At 42.8% G+C, this 18,382-nt stretch carries 19 protein-coding genes; 8 read left to right on the forward strand and 11 right to left on the reverse strand.

The features are described 5' to 3' along the window. Positions 1-16: 16 nt before the first annotated feature. From AABJ99_RS04790 to AABJ99_RS04810, 5 genes are all read right to left on the reverse strand, one after another. Positions 17-520, reverse strand: coding sequence for a lytic transglycosylase domain-containing protein (locus AABJ99_RS04790; RefSeq protein WP_001239196.1), 504 nt, complete (start codon positions 518-520; stop codon positions 17-19). Positions 521-603: 83 nt separating this feature from the next. Beyond that, positions 604-822 carry a hypothetical protein gene (locus AABJ99_RS04795; RefSeq protein ID WP_000184104.1) on the reverse strand — a complete coding sequence of 73 codons (219 nt, stop codon included), beginning with the start codon at positions 820-822 and terminating at the stop codon, positions 604-606. Between the two features lie 166 nt (positions 823-988). After that, on the reverse strand, positions 989-2,365 hold the full coding sequence (ygeH, locus tag AABJ99_RS04800; RefSeq protein WP_039020559.1) for a HilA family transcriptional regulator YgeH: 1,377 nt from the start codon (positions 2,363-2,365) through the stop codon (positions 989-991). Positions 2,366-2,699: 334 nt separating this feature from the next. After that, complete coding sequence (gene ygeG / locus AABJ99_RS04805) at positions 2,700-3,191, reverse strand: tetratricopeptide repeat protein (RefSeq protein WP_000102383.1); 492 nt, start codon at positions 3,189-3,191, stop codon at positions 2,700-2,702. Positions 3,192-3,417: 226 nt separating this feature from the next. Next, complete coding sequence (locus AABJ99_RS04810; RefSeq protein WP_039020558.1) at positions 3,418-3,909, reverse strand: hypothetical protein; 492 nt, start codon at positions 3,907-3,909, stop codon at positions 3,418-3,420. 430 nt (positions 3,910-4,339) lie between these two features. Here AABJ99_RS04810 and yqeK point away from each other — a divergent pair, with 430 nt between their 5' ends. Further along, the gene (gene yqeK, locus AABJ99_RS04815) at positions 4,340-4,765 is read left to right on the forward strand and encodes a protein YqeK (protein ID WP_000350603.1); all 426 of its coding nucleotides are present in this window, start codon (positions 4,340-4,342) and stop codon (positions 4,763-4,765) included. 35 nt (positions 4,766-4,800) lie between these two features. After that, positions 4,801-4,881: a hypothetical protein gene (locus AABJ99_RS04820; protein ID WP_072132081.1), complete on the forward strand. Its 81-nt coding sequence runs from the start codon at positions 4,801-4,803 to the stop codon at positions 4,879-4,881. Between the two features lie 32 nt (positions 4,882-4,913). On the opposite strand, the gene yqeJ is transcribed toward AABJ99_RS04820, so the two are convergent. From yqeJ to yqeG, 4 genes are all read right to left on the reverse strand, one after another. Continuing rightward, positions 4,914-5,396 carry a protein YqeJ gene (yqeJ, locus tag AABJ99_RS04825; protein ID WP_000568331.1) on the reverse strand — a complete coding sequence of 161 codons (483 nt, stop codon included), beginning with the start codon at positions 5,394-5,396 and terminating at the stop codon, positions 4,914-4,916. Then, entirely contained in the window at positions 5,389-6,198 is an 810-nt protein-coding gene (gene yqeI / locus AABJ99_RS04830; RefSeq protein WP_001352973.1) for a winged helix-turn-helix domain-containing protein, read from the reverse strand. The genes yqeJ and yqeI overlap by 8 nt, the downstream gene beginning before the upstream one ends. Before the next feature lie 333 nt (positions 6,199-6,531). Then, complete coding sequence (gene yqeH / locus AABJ99_RS04835; protein ID WP_064753776.1) at positions 6,532-7,164, reverse strand: helix-turn-helix transcriptional regulator; 633 nt, start codon at positions 7,162-7,164, stop codon at positions 6,532-6,534. Between the two features lie 459 nt (positions 7,165-7,623). Continuing rightward, positions 7,624-8,853 carry an amino acid permease gene (gene yqeG, locus AABJ99_RS04840; protein WP_000065947.1) on the reverse strand — a complete coding sequence of 410 codons (1,230 nt, stop codon included), beginning with the start codon at positions 8,851-8,853 and terminating at the stop codon, positions 7,624-7,626. Positions 8,854-9,107: 254 nt separating this feature from the next. On the opposite strand from yqeG, the gene yqeF reads away from it, so the two are divergent. From yqeF to ygeA, 5 genes are all read left to right on the forward strand, one after another. After that, entirely contained in the window at positions 9,108-10,289 is a 1,182-nt protein-coding gene (yqeF, locus tag AABJ99_RS04845) for an acetyl-CoA C-acetyltransferase (protein WP_000656039.1), read from the forward strand. A gap of 286 nt (positions 10,290-10,575) precedes the next feature. Further along, a complete protein-coding gene (gene kduI, locus AABJ99_RS04850) occupies positions 10,576-11,412 on the forward strand; it encodes a 5-dehydro-4-deoxy-D-glucuronate isomerase (RefSeq protein WP_000383251.1) in 837 nt (278 codons plus the stop codon). Positions 11,413-11,441: 29 nt separating this feature from the next. After that, a complete protein-coding gene (gene kduD / locus AABJ99_RS04855) occupies positions 11,442-12,203 on the forward strand; it encodes a 2-dehydro-3-deoxy-D-gluconate 5-dehydrogenase KduD (RefSeq protein ID WP_000603526.1) in 762 nt (253 codons plus the stop codon). A 314-nt stretch (positions 12,204-12,517) separates the two neighbouring features. Continuing rightward, positions 12,518-13,936 carry an arabinose-proton symporter AraE gene (araE, locus tag AABJ99_RS04860; protein WP_097496365.1) on the forward strand — a complete coding sequence of 473 codons (1,419 nt, stop codon included), beginning with the start codon at positions 12,518-12,520 and terminating at the stop codon, positions 13,934-13,936. Positions 13,937-14,064: 128 nt separating this feature from the next. Then, entirely contained in the window at positions 14,065-14,757 is a 693-nt protein-coding gene (gene ygeA / locus AABJ99_RS04865; RefSeq protein WP_000848649.1) for an amino acid racemase, read from the forward strand. On the opposite strand, the gene lysR is transcribed toward ygeA, so the two are convergent. Beyond that, positions 14,744-15,679: a DNA-binding transcriptional regulator LysR gene (gene lysR / locus AABJ99_RS04870; RefSeq protein ID WP_039020555.1), complete on the reverse strand. Its 936-nt coding sequence runs from the start codon at positions 15,677-15,679 to the stop codon at positions 14,744-14,746. The two genes, ygeA and lysR, sit on opposite strands and share 14 nt — an antisense overlap. A 121-nt stretch (positions 15,680-15,800) precedes the next feature. Here lysR and lysA point away from each other — a divergent pair, with 121 nt between their 5' ends. Then, positions 15,801-17,063 (forward strand): diaminopimelate decarboxylase, encoded by a 1,263-nt coding sequence (gene lysA, locus AABJ99_RS04875; RefSeq protein ID WP_001120734.1) that lies wholly within the window; start codon positions 15,801-15,803, stop codon positions 17,061-17,063. Between the two features lie 6 nt (positions 17,064-17,069). On the opposite strand, the gene galR is transcribed toward lysA, so the two are convergent. Beyond that, positions 17,070-18,101 carry an HTH-type transcriptional regulator GalR gene (gene galR, locus AABJ99_RS04880; RefSeq protein WP_000201034.1) on the reverse strand — a complete coding sequence of 344 codons (1,032 nt, stop codon included), beginning with the start codon at positions 18,099-18,101 and terminating at the stop codon, positions 17,070-17,072. Between the last annotated feature and the right edge of the window lie 281 nt (positions 18,102-18,382).

Raw genomic sequence — 18,382 nt, forward strand, 5'->3', positions numbered from 1 at the left:
AAAAGAGGCTTTAGGCTCATTTTGCTAAAGCCTTACGCTTGTCTATTTCATTAAGTCTGGTATATACAACATATATTTTTTTTGCATATTGCAGCCTCTTTTTTTGGTTTTCCATTGCAAAACCCGCGTTATAAGTCCCCAGACATTGCCACGTTACCCCACAACGTGAAAAATGATTATATAAAATCTCGGTCCCTATTTTAATGTTCAGACAGGGGTTATCTAACAAATCTCGTTCATCTTTTATTATTCCACGTTTTTTTAACATGGGAATGTGCATCTGGTTTATCTGCATTAAACCATAATCAAAACTCTTTATATTGTTTTTCTTATCCCTGTTCTTGCCGATGCTATCATTTTTTAAATTACTTTCAACAAGAGCGATAGCTTTGATCAAATTTGGTTCGATTCTGAAAATTGATCCTGCTTCATTAAAGCAAGCGCTACTGGCGAAAGACATTTTTGTAATTAATATAGAAAATATGAAGATGGATAAGATTTTAACTTTGGGTAAGCGCATATATTTTTATGTGTAGGATTGAAGGAAAGGAACGAGATACTAATATAATCAGTATCTCGTTAAACATTTAAGTGGTCAATTGTCTACCATTCCAGTTCATAGTAAGGAGAGATAGGATTATCTTTCGAATACATATCATTTTGAAAAGATGCCATCCATGTTGAAACTATAAATGCTTGTATTTGATCTGTATCAGTAGCACTGGTGGTGATGTGTTTATCTAATGAAACTACTTCATCACCCGTTGCAGTTGCTATATTTAAACTTTGAGAAAAATTATTCATGTTGATTGGATTAGTCATAAAATTCCCTTTTTATTTGTCCAGGCCAATAGCCTATACACAATACTTTTTAATCTAGAGTATTTGATATATATTGCAATAAGGTAAATATCTTAGATATTTTCATCTCTGCTGTTTAAATAACTAGCTGCATACATCTAAACAATAAAATTGCGACAATAAAGATTTATCGCATACAAATTCTCGTCAGTTGCTTTAGTTTCAAAATGTTGTCAATTATAACTCGATGGCTTTCACTCGAAGTTTCTTTATAGTAGAGTTTCATGTTGCTTTTGAGCGGGTTAGGCACATACATATCTACACACTCTTTTATCACAACTGCTTTTCGTCTTCTGGGTTCGAGTTGTAGTGATTTGTCTATACAAATCCTTGCCTCTTCAATTCTTTCATTATGAAAGTTGACAAGTGCTCTATAGTAGTAGAGAGAGGCTATATCAGTTGTGTGTATCTTAGCCTGTTCAAATAAGATATGAGATACTTTTGCTTGTCCAGACAGGCCAGTTATCAGTCCCATAATAGCTAAAATTTTTCCATCGACATTGGTTATGTCTGATACATAATGTAAAAGCTCTAATGCTTTTTGAGCAGCAAGTTCAAGTTCATATTTTCCATGAAGTGCCAAAGACATATGGCATTCCGCTAGCAGACAATAACATTCTGTTTTTAGCGTCTGTATATCACTTTTATTTTGTAATCCATCAAATATAGTCATAGCCCTGTAAATGCTTTCAGGAGTAAACTCGTAAAGTTCTTTCTTACCAGCCAACAGTTCATCTGATAAATAATGATTCTTGTAACCTTGATCCGGTTTAGCTAATCTTACAGAACGCTCTGGATTATGTACCGTTTGAAGGATATTATCTATAATAAATTGTGATGTGTTATGTAGTTCATCAACAGGAAGATGATTACTGGCGATGAGGAAAAGATTTTTAGCGTCGATCAGTTCAATGTATAAAGTTTTCACCGCGTTATTCTGGTTTATTCTTCCTGTAACGAAATAATCTGGCTTGAATCTTCTCAAAAATGAATTTTGCGATATGTGATCATTACAAAAATTTGTCGCAGCCATCGGATAGGTATAAAGGCCCTCGATTTTTTTATTTGAAATGTTTTGCACTAATTCCTGATTAAGTATTAATGGATCCAGGGTATTCAATGAAGTGGTGAAAGGAAATATAGCTATGGAATAGTCTGAAGTGTTATCTTCATTTATTCTAGTTTTGAAAACCTGTCCACTGAAACGATAACCTTTCCGGTAGATTGTTTCTATGCAACGATCATAGCCAATTTTTTCAAAAATGCAGCGCAAAGAATAGATACATCTTGTCAGGGACTCGTCACTTACAATAATATTTTTCCATACTGATTCGATGATCATATCTTTCAGGACAACATGACCAGCGGATTCAAGTAATACGATCAATACTCCTAACTCTTTCGGTGGAATATAAATTTGCTCATTTCCTTGAGTAAGAATTCCATCTTCCGTGAGCGTTAATCCCTCAAGAAAATGATATGAGAATTTATTTTCTAAGTCCATTAGTTAACCTCTATGAAAAAATTGGTTTCTTGCATCCTGCATAAGCAATAGGAATAGTGGCTATTCATATTTATGTGTCATTAATGCTATAGGAGTTTACATTCGACATATCTATGGTTGTGTTCACTAATTTATCTTAGGAATTCAGTGATGTAATCTGAAATAGCCTTATTCAATTTTGATAAAATAGATTGTTCTCTAACGCGTTGAAAAATAATAATTTATAGTGTGTTCTTAACTGTTTTAAGATGTTGATTTAAGAAAACATAAGAGAAGCTGGTCATAGTGGTTAACTGCACTATAACCAGCAATTTTAACCAAAAGATTGTAATGCTTAGCCATTATCTTCTGAATTATCAGTTAAGAGTTCAATATATGCCTGCGCTTTGCTCTTAACACTTTCATCCTCACAATTGTTAATAATATGATAGAAACATTGCATTGCGTTATCGATATTTTTAGCCCCAATTTGACATTGACCCATACGATAAATAACTGAATAGTCATCATACGGGGAGTAATTGTAACTTAGTTTGTAAAGGTCATATGCTTGTTGATATTTCTTTTTTGACTGGCATACTGATGCAAAACCTTTTAGATATTCATGATTTTCGAACGCATAAATGCACAGAAATTTATAATAAATTTCTGCGTCCGTTATATTACCTTTTTCATGGTAGTCGAATGCATATGCATATATTCTATCAAGGATATCAGGAGTCAATCCATGTAGTAATGCCAGATTTTCTCCTTGCGATAATGCGTGTTTTAGTTGACTTGCCCATTCATCACTGTTATTGAATATTTCAAGTGTATCTGTGCTCATAATATTCCTCTGTGATGTGTTTCGTGATGCTAAATTATTATTGATTGACTCATTAATTTTTATGTATTTATCTTTTTTGAATTATGAGTTTTAAGCTTGCATTGCTTATGGGTATATTGGTTCATTATTAGTAAAAATACTGACCACTATAAACCAATAATGTCATTAGTTGTTTTGCTAATATTCACCTTATTAGTTATCTTATTTACGATATTTCATAAATGCCTTAATATGCATGACCTTGATTCATATTATCAATTTCCATTTTTTCGATGAAAATTAAAAAGGGGATTTTTGCGAAGGGTAGTAAGTCGTCTGGTTTTTTTTCTTTATTATGTCTGATGACGAGGGGGGATAGTACATCGGTGCATATAGTAGAGAATTTATTCAGGTCTAAATTATTCTCTATTTTGGCCAGTTTTATGAGTTCATTTGTAGCCATACTCATTAAATCATCTGTTATCGGAAATTTATATATGCTCATAGCAGATAATATTGCTTGCTGAATTATTTCTTCAGAAATATCCGCTATCTTTATTGACAAATCATGTGTTAGATATTTTCCTCCAAGAGATTCTTGTTCAATATAATTTAAACCAGACCTCATCGTAATTTTAACTGGATTCACGAATTTCTCTTCATTTTTCTTATTTTTGTTCTCCTGATCAGGAACTAATGGTTGCAGTGGTAGGCTATTATTAATATTTCGTGGCTTCATTTTACATTTCTCTCATTTGATTAGAGCAAAATCCGAATTCGCAGCTTCTGATAATGTCAAATATCACCTTTTCTAATGCTTTGTTCTATCAAAAATCGCTCATTTTTACTTTTTTTACCATAATGTTACTTAGTAGCATCGGCAATTTACATAACTTACATGTTATTTTTTATATCCTGAAAAAACAGATAGATAGTGTGCACACTCGAAATGATATTGGTAACATAAATAGCTTTATTCGTGACAAACATCTCAAAAGATTTCCTTTTATTATTTTTGAAATTCATTTGATCAAGGTTATCACCTTATGGAGACGTTACGTAGAATGACTATATTTGTTATCGGCACATTAGGGGTATTAAATTTAGTATTGATGGAAGGTGATTATTGAAAAGTAACATCGAGTCACGGTAAAAATGTGAGGTATATAATGGACATTGAGTTTTCGCAGATTCATGAAATGGTCTATATGCATGATATTGTAAATTCGGACTCGAAAAAGAAACCAAGGATTCCGTTAAAAAAATTCCTTAATGCTGAGAAGGTTCTCACGCAAACAACATCATGGGCACTAAATTCAAGATATGTGAATGTTAATTCTGTCAGTAAAGTCAACGTAAAGAGTAAAGTTAAAAACAGTTATATCTCACGATCTGTCAATGATGAGTTTAGTTTAACAGATGATGAAATCAATTCTTTTAAAGAAACGTTAGTCCTTTCCTCTATTGATTCACTAAGTAAACTGGTTCTTAATAATCCTCTTTCTGTATTGTTTACATCGACTGTACGAAGGAATAATAATAGAGCTAAGATGAATGTTGAGTTCGACTCATGGATTTGCACCAGATGTTGTTGATACATGATATTTTACATTGCAAGGTGATGTCTAAAATGAAAGATGTTGATCAAAACTTTGATGCTTTATACTGGCATATACTACAAGCATATTTAATTTTATTGTTTTATGATTAACGAGGTTCCATCTTTTTGTTATCTATTTAAGTTTACCTTGCACAATGCATGATTGCTCTGTTACCAATACTCAAAATAAAAGCATGCTTACCTTGCTTTAGTATATTATAGCTTACACTTTTTTCTGGAAAGACATAAAAATCAGGAATAAGTTCTGCAAGTCTATCATCATCGACTTGATCCATGATCTCAAATTTATTAACTTTCTTTGATGTTAAATGGGCTGTGTCATAGTTTTCAATCCATGTGTATTCAATATTTCGCCGTATTGATTTACTTTCTCTGTTACCTTGTTGCCAGGTTCCGCTCAACGCAACAGTTCCTGTTTTATTTTTTTGGTTGTACATAAAGTCGATGGTAAGATTTGCTCGCCCCTTGTCATTAAAGATTACCCAATTTGCAGTGCATGTTTCATTATATATCATTTTTTCTGCAGTATAAGAGTAAACAATGAAGAGAATAAACCCACTGATAAAAACTAAAATAAATAATAAGTTTTTTTTATAATCAATCACGATTAACCTCACGGTAAGATAGGGTTAAACAGCCTGCCACTTCATGTTGGTTATAGTTTTTATTGCATGCCATAACAATCATCCTTGGTGAGGATTTTGCAAGAGGGAAGTATAACCACGGATATTTTTTACAGTTAATCCCCGAATCCAGTATCCGTGTCTTATATTTATCGAACTCTTTCAACCCATCAATTGTATCTTCTGTCACATTAAAATGGCAGCCATTAATTTCCGCAACAGTCTTGTAATCCTTGAAGAATGGCTTCGGTTGATTATTATTCCATAGCCAATGTGCAGAATATACGCCTATAGCAAATATGCTCAACATAATTAGATAACTTTTTATATGTTTGAGGATTTTGTTATTGAAATTGTTTGCGCTACCAATGCTCTCTTTGTACTCCGCATTACCTTTTACGGCAGGTGGGGTATTGTGTGTATGTGCGTCTGTTGAAGAGTTTATTGCATGATTTTGTATGTTAATGTCATTATGAATCTTGAATCCTCTTCTCGGCACGGTTGCAATAAGCGAGTGGGTGGTATCACCAACAGCGCGAAATCCGCGTCTGATAATGGATATGTTCTGATATAACGTGTTAGTTGGCACACGCATACCTTCTTCTTCCCAGACTCTGGTGAAAAAATCTTGTTGTGCAACCACATCAGGAAAAGCTTCAAGTAGAAGTGATAAACAACGACTGGCTGGCGTTGTCAGAACGACGTTAAGATCGGCGTTATGTACCGATATTAATTTTCGGTGCTCAGGCCAGAACTCGATATTATCGTTAATAATCCAGTACATACGTCAATAGACACTAAATCAATCGAAATGGAAATCACATAGTTTGCTAAGTATATTGGTATTTACGGCATAAATATATATTAATTTTATATTTATCATAATGATTGAAATGAGGCTTTAATGTCGCAACGTAAAACTTTACGTAAATTAACATGATTAACATTTACGCCACTATTGTTTGTAAATTCATATTTCGTAATGCTTCTGAATTTTTCGTGTGATGGTTTTAAATACCATGTTGTTTACTCTTGGGGTTACTGCTTATTTATAAAATACGGGCATTTCAATAGATGCCCGTATAAGCAGAGTATGATTCTGGCAGATTGTTGAGTATCAATGTTGGACCGAATGTGAACGAATAAATAACTCGTTTATTTTACCACCCATTCTCTTTTCGATTCGTTGCTTGTACGCGTAGATGCTACGGATATCCATATCCAGAACTTCAGCAATCTGATATGGGTTATAACCAGAAACCATATACCCCATTATGGTGAATTCCATCTGAGTTAATGTGTTCCCTCTGGTAAATGATAAATAACGACCAATAAATAGTTGTCTGATCTTTTCATTGGCAACATCAAGACCATCATCATTATATATGACAGCAGATATTGCAGAGTTGTGTTTTCGCCAGTAGTTAGCTAACGATTGCATATTGCGGTCGCTGACTAAAACAATCCCCATGTCAGTACTTGCAAGATAGTCAATCCAGTCTTTTTGAAGGAATAGACGTAAAAAACTTACTGAAAAATCGACAAAAATATATCCGCTTAATCTCGCATTGTGGTTTTTTGTTAAGATACCTTCCACCACACCACGATTAAAATATGAACTTTCTTCGGGCCACATACAAAAACACGAGTTTGCGCAATACTGCAAACGCGGTGACTCTTCTGGCATTATTTGGCAATGCATTGAGCAACTATTGCATGTAAGACTTTTATAACGACTACAAAGCCCCATGTTAAGAACCTCCCTATCCGTATATAATTGCATAATTTCATTGGTTATTGATGATGTCAATACACCATGATTTTGTAATTTTGCTGGGAAAAATTGCGATTAATCTGTATTTGCTATAATTCTGAGTAAAGCATTTAAAAATGCATTTCTCGTTATTAAATATGATTATGTTTCACTGATTTAATCTTACCTGGTTGATGGTGGTTCAGATAACTATCTCATGGTATGAGAATATCTATATCGCAAATTGTTTTTGAATGACCAGAAGATATCTTGCGAATCTAAGTTATGCATCTTAAATAGTCTTATTTAAGATGTTCAGATCTCTTTGTGTGTTTAACTAACTGATAATATTAGGATATGACGAGAGAAGTGATAGAGCGGAATAATAACAAATGAACATTATGAAAACTGGAATGGTTCAAAATTGTAGCAATTTTGAACCATTCACAACGGATATTAGCTAAAGAACATTACCGATACGCACAGGATACCCACGATCAGCGTAATCAGATTTCCGATAGAACGCCAGGGTTTAAGCGCCGGGATGAGATATGTTGACAGCGTAGGCATGATGAAAAGTATCATGGCAATGAGCGGGCCGCTGATCGCGTAAATCATCGAAATCGCGTTCGGGTTAATGCAACAAACAAAGAAGGTAATGAGCGATACCAACATAATTGATAGTGCGCGGTTAAATGCACGACTTTTCTTTACACCAACCTGCTGTAGTGTTGTTTTGACGACCTCCGTGGCACCTTCAATAACGCCAAAGTACGTACCCAGGAATGATTTCGACATCGCAACTACTGCGACAATAATCCCGGAAATTGACAACCATGCTGGGGCGTTCGGCAGCATAGAAAGCGCCGATAAAATGGTAACCCCTTCTTCTTTAGCCGCTTCAATATACGAAGGTGGAATAGAAAGCAGGCAGCTAAAGACAAAGAACAGTACACTTATGCAGATGATGAGATAAGCGACTTTCATAATTTTTTTGCATTTATCCATAGCGTGTTCGCCATATTTTTCACGTCTGTCTATGGCAAACGTAGAAATAATGGGCGTATGGCTAAAGGCGAAAACCATCACGGGAATCGATATCCATATCTGGTGAAGGGTATTCTGATTGAACTCTACCTGGGTAGTTAATAGATCAGGTTGCCAACTACCGACCAGGTAAATAGATAGAAATAGGAAATAGGCAATCAATGGGAATACCAAAAATCCCATTACCCGAATAGTGGCATGGCGTCCCATCAGAAAAATGAGATTCAGGATTAATACAACACCCAGACTCACCAACATACGGATGCGAAGATCAATAACCATATGCTTTGCCAGCTGTTCCGTAAGTGAGTTGGTAATTGCCACGGCATATATCAACACGACGACAAAAAAGGCGATGAAGTACAGCGTGGTAATCAGATTACCAATCTTCTTGCCATAGTAGTGTGTTACCGCGCCCGTTATCCCTTCACCTGCTGATGTTTTTGATGAGAGGATGAATTGGCATAAGGCTTTATGTGGCCAATATGTTAAAGGCCAGGCGACCAGAGCAGTAATAAACAGGACCACAGCCCCTGCCGAACCTAACTGAATAGGAAGGAAGAGCGTGCCTGCACCAACGGCTGTGCCGTAGAGCGCGAAACTCCACAGAGTTTCTTCTTTTGACCAAATATTAGACATTATCTGAACGTATCATCTACAAATTAAACAAAATGGAGGGCAATTTACCATAAACCAGGTTAAGTATGGGAGATTAACGACCTTTCTACCTCTCTATTGGTGGGTTAGTGGTTGCAAACCTTACGTGCCAGTTATGTCTCTGACTGCTGGTCAGGCGTATTTCCTTTGTGATAAAAATCACTTTTTTTAAACAATTAAGATAACTGTAATTAACAATCATTTACTATTGCACTGTTAATTGGTGCGAGGTTGTGATGAAAGACGTTGTGATTGTCGGGGCGTTACGGACACCTATCGGCTGTTTTCGTGGTGCGTTAGCGGGTCATTCCGCCGTGGAACTTGGCAGCCTGGTCGTGAAAGCGTTAATAGAACGTACCGGTGTTTCTGCATATGCGGTGGATGAAGTGATTCTTGGTCAGGTGTTGACTGCAGGGGCAGGGCAGAATCCGGCAAGGCAATCGGCTATTAAAGGTGGTCTTCCTAACAGCGTTTCTGCAATCACTATTAATGACGTTTGCGGTTCCGGGCTTAAAGCACTGCATCTGGCTACTCAGGCGATCCAGTGTGGCGAGGCGGATATTGTCATCGCCGGTGGCCAGGAAAACATGAGCCGCGCACCACACGTTCTTACAGATAGCCGCACCGGTGCACAGCTTGGCAATAGCCAGTTGGTTGATAGTCTGGTGCATGACGGCTTGTGGGATGCCTTCAATGATTATCATATTGGTGTCACCGCCGAAAATCTGGCTCGCGAATATGGCATCAGCCGTCAGTTGCAGGATGCTTACGCACTTAGCTCGCAACAAAAAGCGCGAGCGGCGATTGACGCCGGACGATTTAAAGATGAAATCGTCCCGGTAATGACCCAAAGTAACGGTCAGGCGTTGGTTGTTGATACCGATGAACAGCCACGCACTGACGCCAGTGCAGAAGGCTTGGCCCGTTTAAATCCTTCATTTGATAGTCTCGGTTCTGTGACAGCGGGTAATGCATCATCCATAAACGATGGCGCAGCTGCGGTAATGATGATGAGCGAAGCCAAAGCGCGAGCGTTGAATTTACCCGTGCTTGCCCGCATTCGCGCATTTGCCAGCGTTGGTGTAGATCCGGCATTAATGGGCATTGCGCCGGTGTATGCGACACGCCGTTGCCTGGAACGTGTCGGCTGGCAGTTGGCTGATGTCGATCTTATTGAGGCTAATGAAGCGTTTGCTGCTCAGGCGCTTTCGGTTGGCAAGATGCTTGAATGGGATGAGCGTCGGGTCAATGTTAATGGTGGCGCGATCGCGCTCGGTCACCCAATAGGCGCGTCCGGTTGCCGAATCCTGGTTTCTCTGGTTCATGAAATGGTGAAACGTAATGCCCGCAAAGGACTGGCTACGCTTTGTATCGGCGGGGGCCAGGGCGTGGCATTGACCATTGAACGTGACGAATAGCTCTGCATTTCCTCCTTACCGATAAATATCAGCCGTCATTAATCTGTTGAATAATGGTGGCTGGCGAGTCGACATACATTTTCAGGGCTCCCTGATTTTTCCATTCTCATGACATATTCGTGATCGACACTGCACTTTTTTCAGTCCTTACCTTAAAAGTGAAACATTGTTTTATTTTTAATTGAAAACCCTATCCCGTGGGCATATCATCCCCTTATAGAGAAAACGAAACAGCGTTTCACTATCGTTTTCTATTTTCACGCTTCACTGATTATCGGAGGTTGATGTGGACGTAAGACAGAGCATCCACAGTGCGCATGCAAAAACGCTGGATACCCAGGGGTTGCGCAATGAATTTTTGGTTGAAAAGGTATTTGTCGCCGATGAGTACACCATGGTTTACAGCCACATTGACCGTATTATTGTTGGCGGCATTATGCCGGTAACTAAAACGGTTTCCGTTGGCGGGGAAGTTGGTAAACAACTCGGGGTAAGCTATTTCCTGGAACGTCGCGAGCTAGGTGTTATCAATATTGGCGGTGCCGGTACGATTACCGTCGATGGTCAATGCTATGAAATCGGTCACCGCGAAGCCCTGTATGTTGGTAAAGGCGCAAAAGAAGTTGTCTTTGCCAGTATTGATACCGCTACTCCGGCGAAGTTTTATTACAATTGCGCACCTGCGCATACGACGTATCCCACCAAAAAAGTCACACCGGACGAAGTATCTCCAGTCACGTTAGGCGATAACCTCACCAGCAACCGTCGCACGATTAACAAATATTTTGTTCCGGATGTGCTGGAAACCTGCCAATTGAGTATGGGGCTGACGGAGCTGGCTCCGGGTAACTTGTGGAACACCATGCCGTGTCACACCCACGAGCGCCGGATGGAAGTTTATTTCTATTTCAATATGGATGATGACGCCTGCGTTTTCCACATGATGGGGCAGCCGCAAGAAACGCGTCATATTGTGATGCATAACGAGCAGGCGGTGATCTCCCCGAGCTGGTCGATCCATTCCGGTGTCGGAACCAAAGCTTATACCTTTATCTGGGGCATGGTCGGTGAAAACCAGGTCTTTGATGATATGGACCATGTGGCCGTTAAAGATTTGCGCTAGTTGTGGGCATAAACGAATAAGGTATTGTTATGATTTTAAGTGCATTTTCTCTCGAAGGTAAAGTTGCGGTCGTCACTGGTTGTGATACTGGACTGGGTCAGGGGATGGCGTTGGGGCTGGCGCAAGCGGGCTGTGACATTGTTGGCATTAACATCGTTGAACCGACTGAAACCATCAAGCAGGTCACGGCGCTGGGGCGTCGTTTTTTAAGCCTGACCGCCGATCTGCGAAAGATTGATGGTATTCCTGGACTGCTGGATCGCGCGGTAGCTGAGTTTGGTCATATTGATATCCTGGTGAATAACGCCGGATTGATTCGGCGCGAAGATGCTCTCGAGTTCAGCGAAAAAGACTGGGACGATGTAATGAACCTGAATATCAAGAGCGTATTCTTCATGTCTCAGGCAGCGGCGAAACACTTTATCGCACAAGGCAATGGCGGCAAGATTATCAATATCGCGTCAATGCTCTCCTTCCAGGGCGGGATCCGTGTGCCTTCTTATACCGCATCAAAAAGCGGCGTGATGGGCGTGACGCGATTGATGGCGAATGAATGGGCTAAACACAACATTAATGTTAATGCGATAGCTCCGGGTTACATGGCGACCAACAATACTCAACAACTACGGGCAGATGAACAACGTAGCGCGGAAATTCTCGACCGCATTCCAGCTGGCCGTTGGGGACTGCCGAGTGACCTGATGGGGCCGGTAGTGTTTCTTGCCTCCAGTGCTTCAGATTATGTGAATGGTTATACCATTGCCGTGGATGGCGGTTGGCTGGCTCGTTAATCCATTCTTCTTACTTTTATGACCCTGCCGCATGGCAGGGTTTTTTATACCTGTAGATCATCATAATCCATATCATGGTTATGAAATAATCCATATCAATTATCAATTAGTGAACTTTATGAATTTTATCTGCTTTAAAATTAGTTGGTTAATAATAATCTCAATAATTCAACTTAATTTGAAAATTGGAATATCCATCACATAACGACATGTCGCAGCAATTTAATCCATATTTATGCTATTTCCGACCTGACACCTGTGTGAATTGTTCACGTATTTTTTCACTATGTCTTACTCTCTGCTGGCAGGAAAAAATGGTTACTATCAATACGGAATCTGCTTTAACGCCACGTTCTTTGCGGGATACGCGGCGTATGAATATGTTTGTTTCGGTAGCTGCTGCGGTCGCAGGATTGTTATTTGGTCTTGATATCGGCGTAATCGCCGGAGCCTTGCCGTTCATTACCGATCACTTTGTGCTGACCAGCCGTTTGCAGGAATGGGTGGTTAGTAGCATGATGCTCGGCGCAGCAATTGGTGCGCTATTTAATGGGTGGCTGTCGTTCCGCCTGGGGCGTAAATACAGCCTGATGGCGGGGGCTATCCTTTTTGTGCTCGGTTCGATAGGGTCCGCTTTTGCGACCAGCGTAGAGATGTTAATCGCCGCTCGTGTGGTGCTGGGCATTGCTGTCGGGATCGCGTCTTACACCGCTCCTCTGTATCTTTCTGAAATGGCAAGTGAAAACGTTCGCGGTAAGATGATCAGTATGTACCAGTTGATGGTCACACTCGGCATCGTGCTGGCGTTTTTATCCGATACAGCGTTCAGTTATAGCGGTAACTGGCGCGCAATGTTGGGGGTTCTTGCTTTACCAGCAGTCCTGCTGATTATTCTGGTGGTCTTCCTGCCAAATAGCCCGCGCTGGCTGGCGGAAAAGGGGCGTCATATTGAGGCGGAAGAAGTGTTGCGTATGCTGCGCGATACGTCGGAAAAAGCGCGAGAAGAACTCAACGAAATTCGTGAAAGCCTGAAGTTAAAACAGGGCGGTTGGGCTCTGTTTAAGATCAACCGTAACGTCCGTCGTGCTGTGTTTCTCGGTATGTTGTTGCAGGCGATGCAGCAGTTTACCGGTATGAACATCATCATGTACTACGCGCCGCGTATCTTCAAAATGGCGGGCTTTACGACCACAGAACAACAGATGATTGCGACTCTGGTCGTAGGGCTGGCCTTTATGTTCGCCACCTTCATTGCGGTCTTTACGGTAGATAAAGCAGGGCGTAAACCGGCTCTGAAAATTGGTTTCAGCGTGATGGCGTTAGGCACTCTGGTGCTGGGCTATTGCCTGATGCAGTTTGATAACGGTACGGCTTCCAGTGGCTTGTCCTGGCTCTCTGTTGGCATGACGATGATGTGTATTGCTGGTTATGCGATGAGCGCCGCGCCAGTGGTGTGGATCCTGTGCTCTGAAATTCAGCCGCTGAAATGCCGCGATTTTGGCATCACCTGCTCAACGACGACAAACTGGGTGTCGAATATGATTATCGGCGCGACCTTCCTGACACTGCTTGATAGCATTGGCGCTGCCGGTACGTTCTGGCTCTACACTGCGCTGAACATTGCGTTTGTGGGCATCACTTTCTGGCTCATTCCGGAAACTAAAAATGTCACGCTGGAACATATCGAACGCAAACTGATGGCAGGCGAAAAGTTGAGAAATATCGGCGTCTGATTTCACGGGCCGGATGTGCTGTACATCCGGCCCTTTTTTCGTTAATAGAGATTGGGCACCTGGCCGTTGAGGCGTTTGTCTCGTTCCTTATTCAGCCTTGTTGCGGTAACACACATCAGGAGAGAGGAATGAAAACAATTGGTTTGCTGGGAGGAATGAGTTGGGAATCCACTATTCCTTATTATCGTCTGATTAATGAAGGTATTAAACAGCGGCTTGGTGGGCTTCACTCTGCGCAAGTGCTGCTACATAGCGTCGATTTTCATGAAATAGAAGAGTGCCAGCGTCGCGGCGAGTGGGACAAAACCGGGGATATTCTGGCTGAGGCGGCGCTTGGCTTACAGCGGGCGGGCGCAGAAGGCATTGTGTTATGTACCAATACGATGCACAAAGTGGCGGATGCCATTGAGTCTCGTTGCTCTCTGCCTTTCTTACATATAGCGGATGCCACTGGACGTGCAATTATCCGGGCTGGGATGACTCGTGTGGCGCTGCTGGGTACACGTTACACCATGGAACAGGATTTTTATCGCGGGCGGCTGACGGAACAATTTTCCATCAACTGTCTCATTCCTGAAGCGGATGAACGGGCAAAAATTAATCAGATTATTTTTGAAGAACTGTGTCTGGGGCAATTTACCGAAGCGTCACGCGCTTATTATGCGCAAGTGATTGCTCGCCTTGCAGAACAGGGCGCACAGGGCGTCATTTTTGGCTGCACAGAAATTGGTTTACTGGTGCCAGAAGAGCGCAGTGTTCTGCCTGTGTTTGATACCGCGGCGATCCATGCCGAGGATGCTGTCGCTTTTATGCTGTCGTAGCTGACGACAAAATAGCGTCAAGAGAAGTGACCAGTTTCGGTAATCCCGCTTGTAAATGCTCACTAAACGCCTGAACCAGCGCTGATGACGGGCGGTGCAGGGGGCGGATCAGGCTGACGGTGAACGGAACCGCAATACTGAACCGCCGCACTACTAAACCGCTTGCCGCATAATCCAGTGCGGTGAGCGGGTTAACCACCGAAACACCTACCCCCGCCCGTACCATTGCGCAGACTGACGCGGCGCTGTGGGTTTCTACGATCATGCGTCGTTTAACCTGATTCTCAGTAAACAATTGATCCAGCAACTGGCGATAGCTGTCAGTACGGGAAAGGCTGATGTAGTTCTCACCCTGAAAATCATCCGGCGTTAATACCTTTTTTACCGCCAGCGGATGACCCGGAGGTAACACACACACTTCATCTAAAGAGAGTAATTCGGTACGTTCTGTTCCCGCAGGCGTATGGAGCGTTTCAGTGAGTCCTAAATCATGACGCTGGGCCGAGAGCCACTCTTCAAGTAGCGGTGACTCCTGCGGCACGATATTTAAGCTGACATCGGGATAACGTGCCAGAAAGGGTTGCAGGAGCTGCGGTAAAAAAGATTGCGAAAAGACCGGCAGGCAGGCAATAGACAGTTCTCCCTGGCGAAACTCGCGCAGACTTTCTGCGGCACTGACAATGCGATCCAGTCCGTACCAGGATCGTTGCACTTCTTCAAACAGACGCAGTCCTTGCACGGTAGGATGTAATCGTCCACGTATGCGCTCAAACAATTTCAGCCCGATCACCTTCTCAAAGCGCGCCAGTTCGCGGCTGACGGTTGGCTGTGAGGTGTGTAGCAGGTGTGCCGCCTCAGTCAGGCTTCCGGCGGTCATTACCGCATGAAAAATTTCAATATGACGTAAGTTAACGGCGGCCATTAGCGCTCTCTCGCAATCCGGTAATCCATATCATTTTTGCATAGACTCGACATAAATCGATATTTTTTATTCTTTTTATGATGTGGCGTAATCATAAAAAAGCACTTATCTGGAGTTTGTTATGCCACATTCACTGTTCAGCACCGATACCGACCTCACCGCCGAAAATCTGCTGCGTTTGCCCGCAGAATTTGGCTGCCCGGTGTGGGTCTACGATGCGCAAATTATTCGTCGGCAGATTGCAGCGCTGAAACAGTTTGATGTGGTGCGCTTTGCACAGAAAGCCTGTTCCAATATTCATATTTTGCGCTTAATGCGTGAGCAGGGCGTAAAAGTGGATTCCGTCTCGTTAGGCGAAATAGAGCGTGCACTGGTGGCGGGTTACAATCCGCAAACGCACCCCGATGATATTGTTTTTACGGCAGATGTTATCGATCAGGCGACGCTTGAACGCGTCAGTGAATTGCAAATTCCGGTGAATGCGGGTTCTGTTGATATGCTCGACCAACTGGGTCAGGTTTCGCCAGGGCATCGGGTATGGCTGCGTGTTAATCCGGGGTTTGGTCACGGGCATAGCCAAAAAACCAATACCGGTGGCGAAAACAGCAAGCACGGTATCTGGTACACCGATCTGCCCGCCGCACTGGACGTGATACAACGTCATCATCTACAGCTGGTCGGCATTCACATGCACATTGGTTCTGGCGTTGATTATGCCCATCTGGAACAGGTATGTGGTGCTATGGTGCGTCAGGTCCTCGAATTCGGTCAGGATTTACAGGCTATTTCTGCGGGCGGTGGGCTTTCTATTCCTTATCAACAGGGTGAAGAGGCGGTTGATACCGAACATTATTATGGTCTGTGGAATGCCGCGCGTGAGCAAATCGCCCGCCATTTGGGCCATCCTGTGAAACTGGAAATTGAACCGGGTCGCTTTCTGGTAGCGCAGGCTGGCGTATTAATTACTCAAGTGCGGAGCGTCAAACAAATGGGTAGCCGCCACTTTGTGCTGGTTGATGCCGGGTTCAACGATCTGATGCGCCCGGCAATGTACGGTAGTTACCACCATATCAGTGCCCTGGCATCTGATGGTCGTTCTCTGGAACACGCACCAACGGTGGAAACCGTCGTCGCCGGACCGTTATGTGAATCGGGCGATGTCTTTACCCAGCAGGAAGGGGGAAATGTCGAAACCCGCGCCTTGCCGGAAGTGAAGGCGGGTGATTATCTGGTACTGCATGATACGGGGGCATATGGCGCATCAATGTCATCCAACTACAACAGCCGTCCGCTGTTACCAGAAGTTCTGTTTGATAATGGTCAGGCGCGGTTGATTCGCCGTCGCCAGACCATTGAAGAATTACTGGCGCTGGAATTGCTTTAACTGCGGTTAGTCGCTGGTTGCATGATGACTTGCCTCCAGCGACGGAGTTGACACTGAATGGCGACGTACCAGCGTCGGACTAAAGACATTAGTGATTTCCGGGAGAGGGCGATTATCAGCCAGCGCCAAAGCCAGTTCGGCAGCCTGGGTCGCCATCGTCACGATTGGGTAACGCACGGTGGTCAGACGCGGGCGCACATAGCGTGACACCAGCACATCATCAAAGCCAATTAACGAAATCTCACCCGGTACTTCAATACCATTATCATTGAGAACGCCCATCGCACCCGCTGCCATTGAATCGTTATAACAGGCTACCGCAGTGAAATTCCTTCCGCGTCCCAAAAGCTCGGTCATTGCCTGTTCGCCGCCGCTTTCGTCCGGTTCGCCAAACGTCACCAGCCGATCATTGGCCGGAATCCCACTTTCAGCGAGGGCATCGTAATAACCCTGCAGACGATCTTCGGCGTCAGAAATAGAGTGGTTAGAGCACAGATAACCAATGCGGGTATGACCTTGTTGAATTAGATGACGCGTTGCCAGCCAGGCACCGTAACGGTCGTCCAGAGCAATACAACGGTTTTCAAAGCCAGGCAGGATGCGGTTGATCAGCACCATACCGGGCATTTGTTTCATTAATGAGGCTAAGTCGGCATCCGGGATCATTTTGGCATGGACGACCAGCGCAGCGCAGCGATGGCGGATCAGTTGCTCAATGGCCTGACGCTCTTTTTGCTCGTTGTGGTAACCGTTGCCAATCAATAAAAAATTACCAGTGTGATAAGCCACCTGTTCGACCGCTTTCACCATTGCACCGAAAAACGGATCGGAAACATCACCAACGACCAGACCGACCGTTTCAGTGGTCTGTTGCGCCAGCGCACGGGCGTTGGCGTTCGGGTGATAATTAAGAGACTCCATTGCACTATGCACAGCCAGCCGGGAGGCTTCGCTGGCTTTGGGTGAATTATTAATGACGCGGGAAACGGTGGCGACTGAAACGCCTGCCAGTCGGGCTACATCCTTTATGGTCGCCATGAAAATACCTTAGTGGGTAAACGCTTACATTCTGTCAGTGTTACGGAAAATACCTGTTGGTTCAAGTGGCGACGTGTTTTCATCGTGGGAATGTGAGCCAAACGCAAATAAGTAAGACAAAAAAAGAGATTGCAAACCTTTGGTTACACTTTGCGAAACGCTGTTGCGATTGACCGCTGGTGGCGTTTGGCTTCAGGTTGCTAAAGTGGTGATCCCAGAGGTATTGATAGGTGAAGTCAACTTCGGGTTGAGCACATGAATTACACCAGCCTGCGCAGATG

It is taken from the genome of Escherichia coli (assembly GCF_036503815.1).
GTDB classification, from domain to species: domain Bacteria; phylum Pseudomonadota; class Gammaproteobacteria; order Enterobacterales; family Enterobacteriaceae; genus Escherichia; species Escherichia coli_F.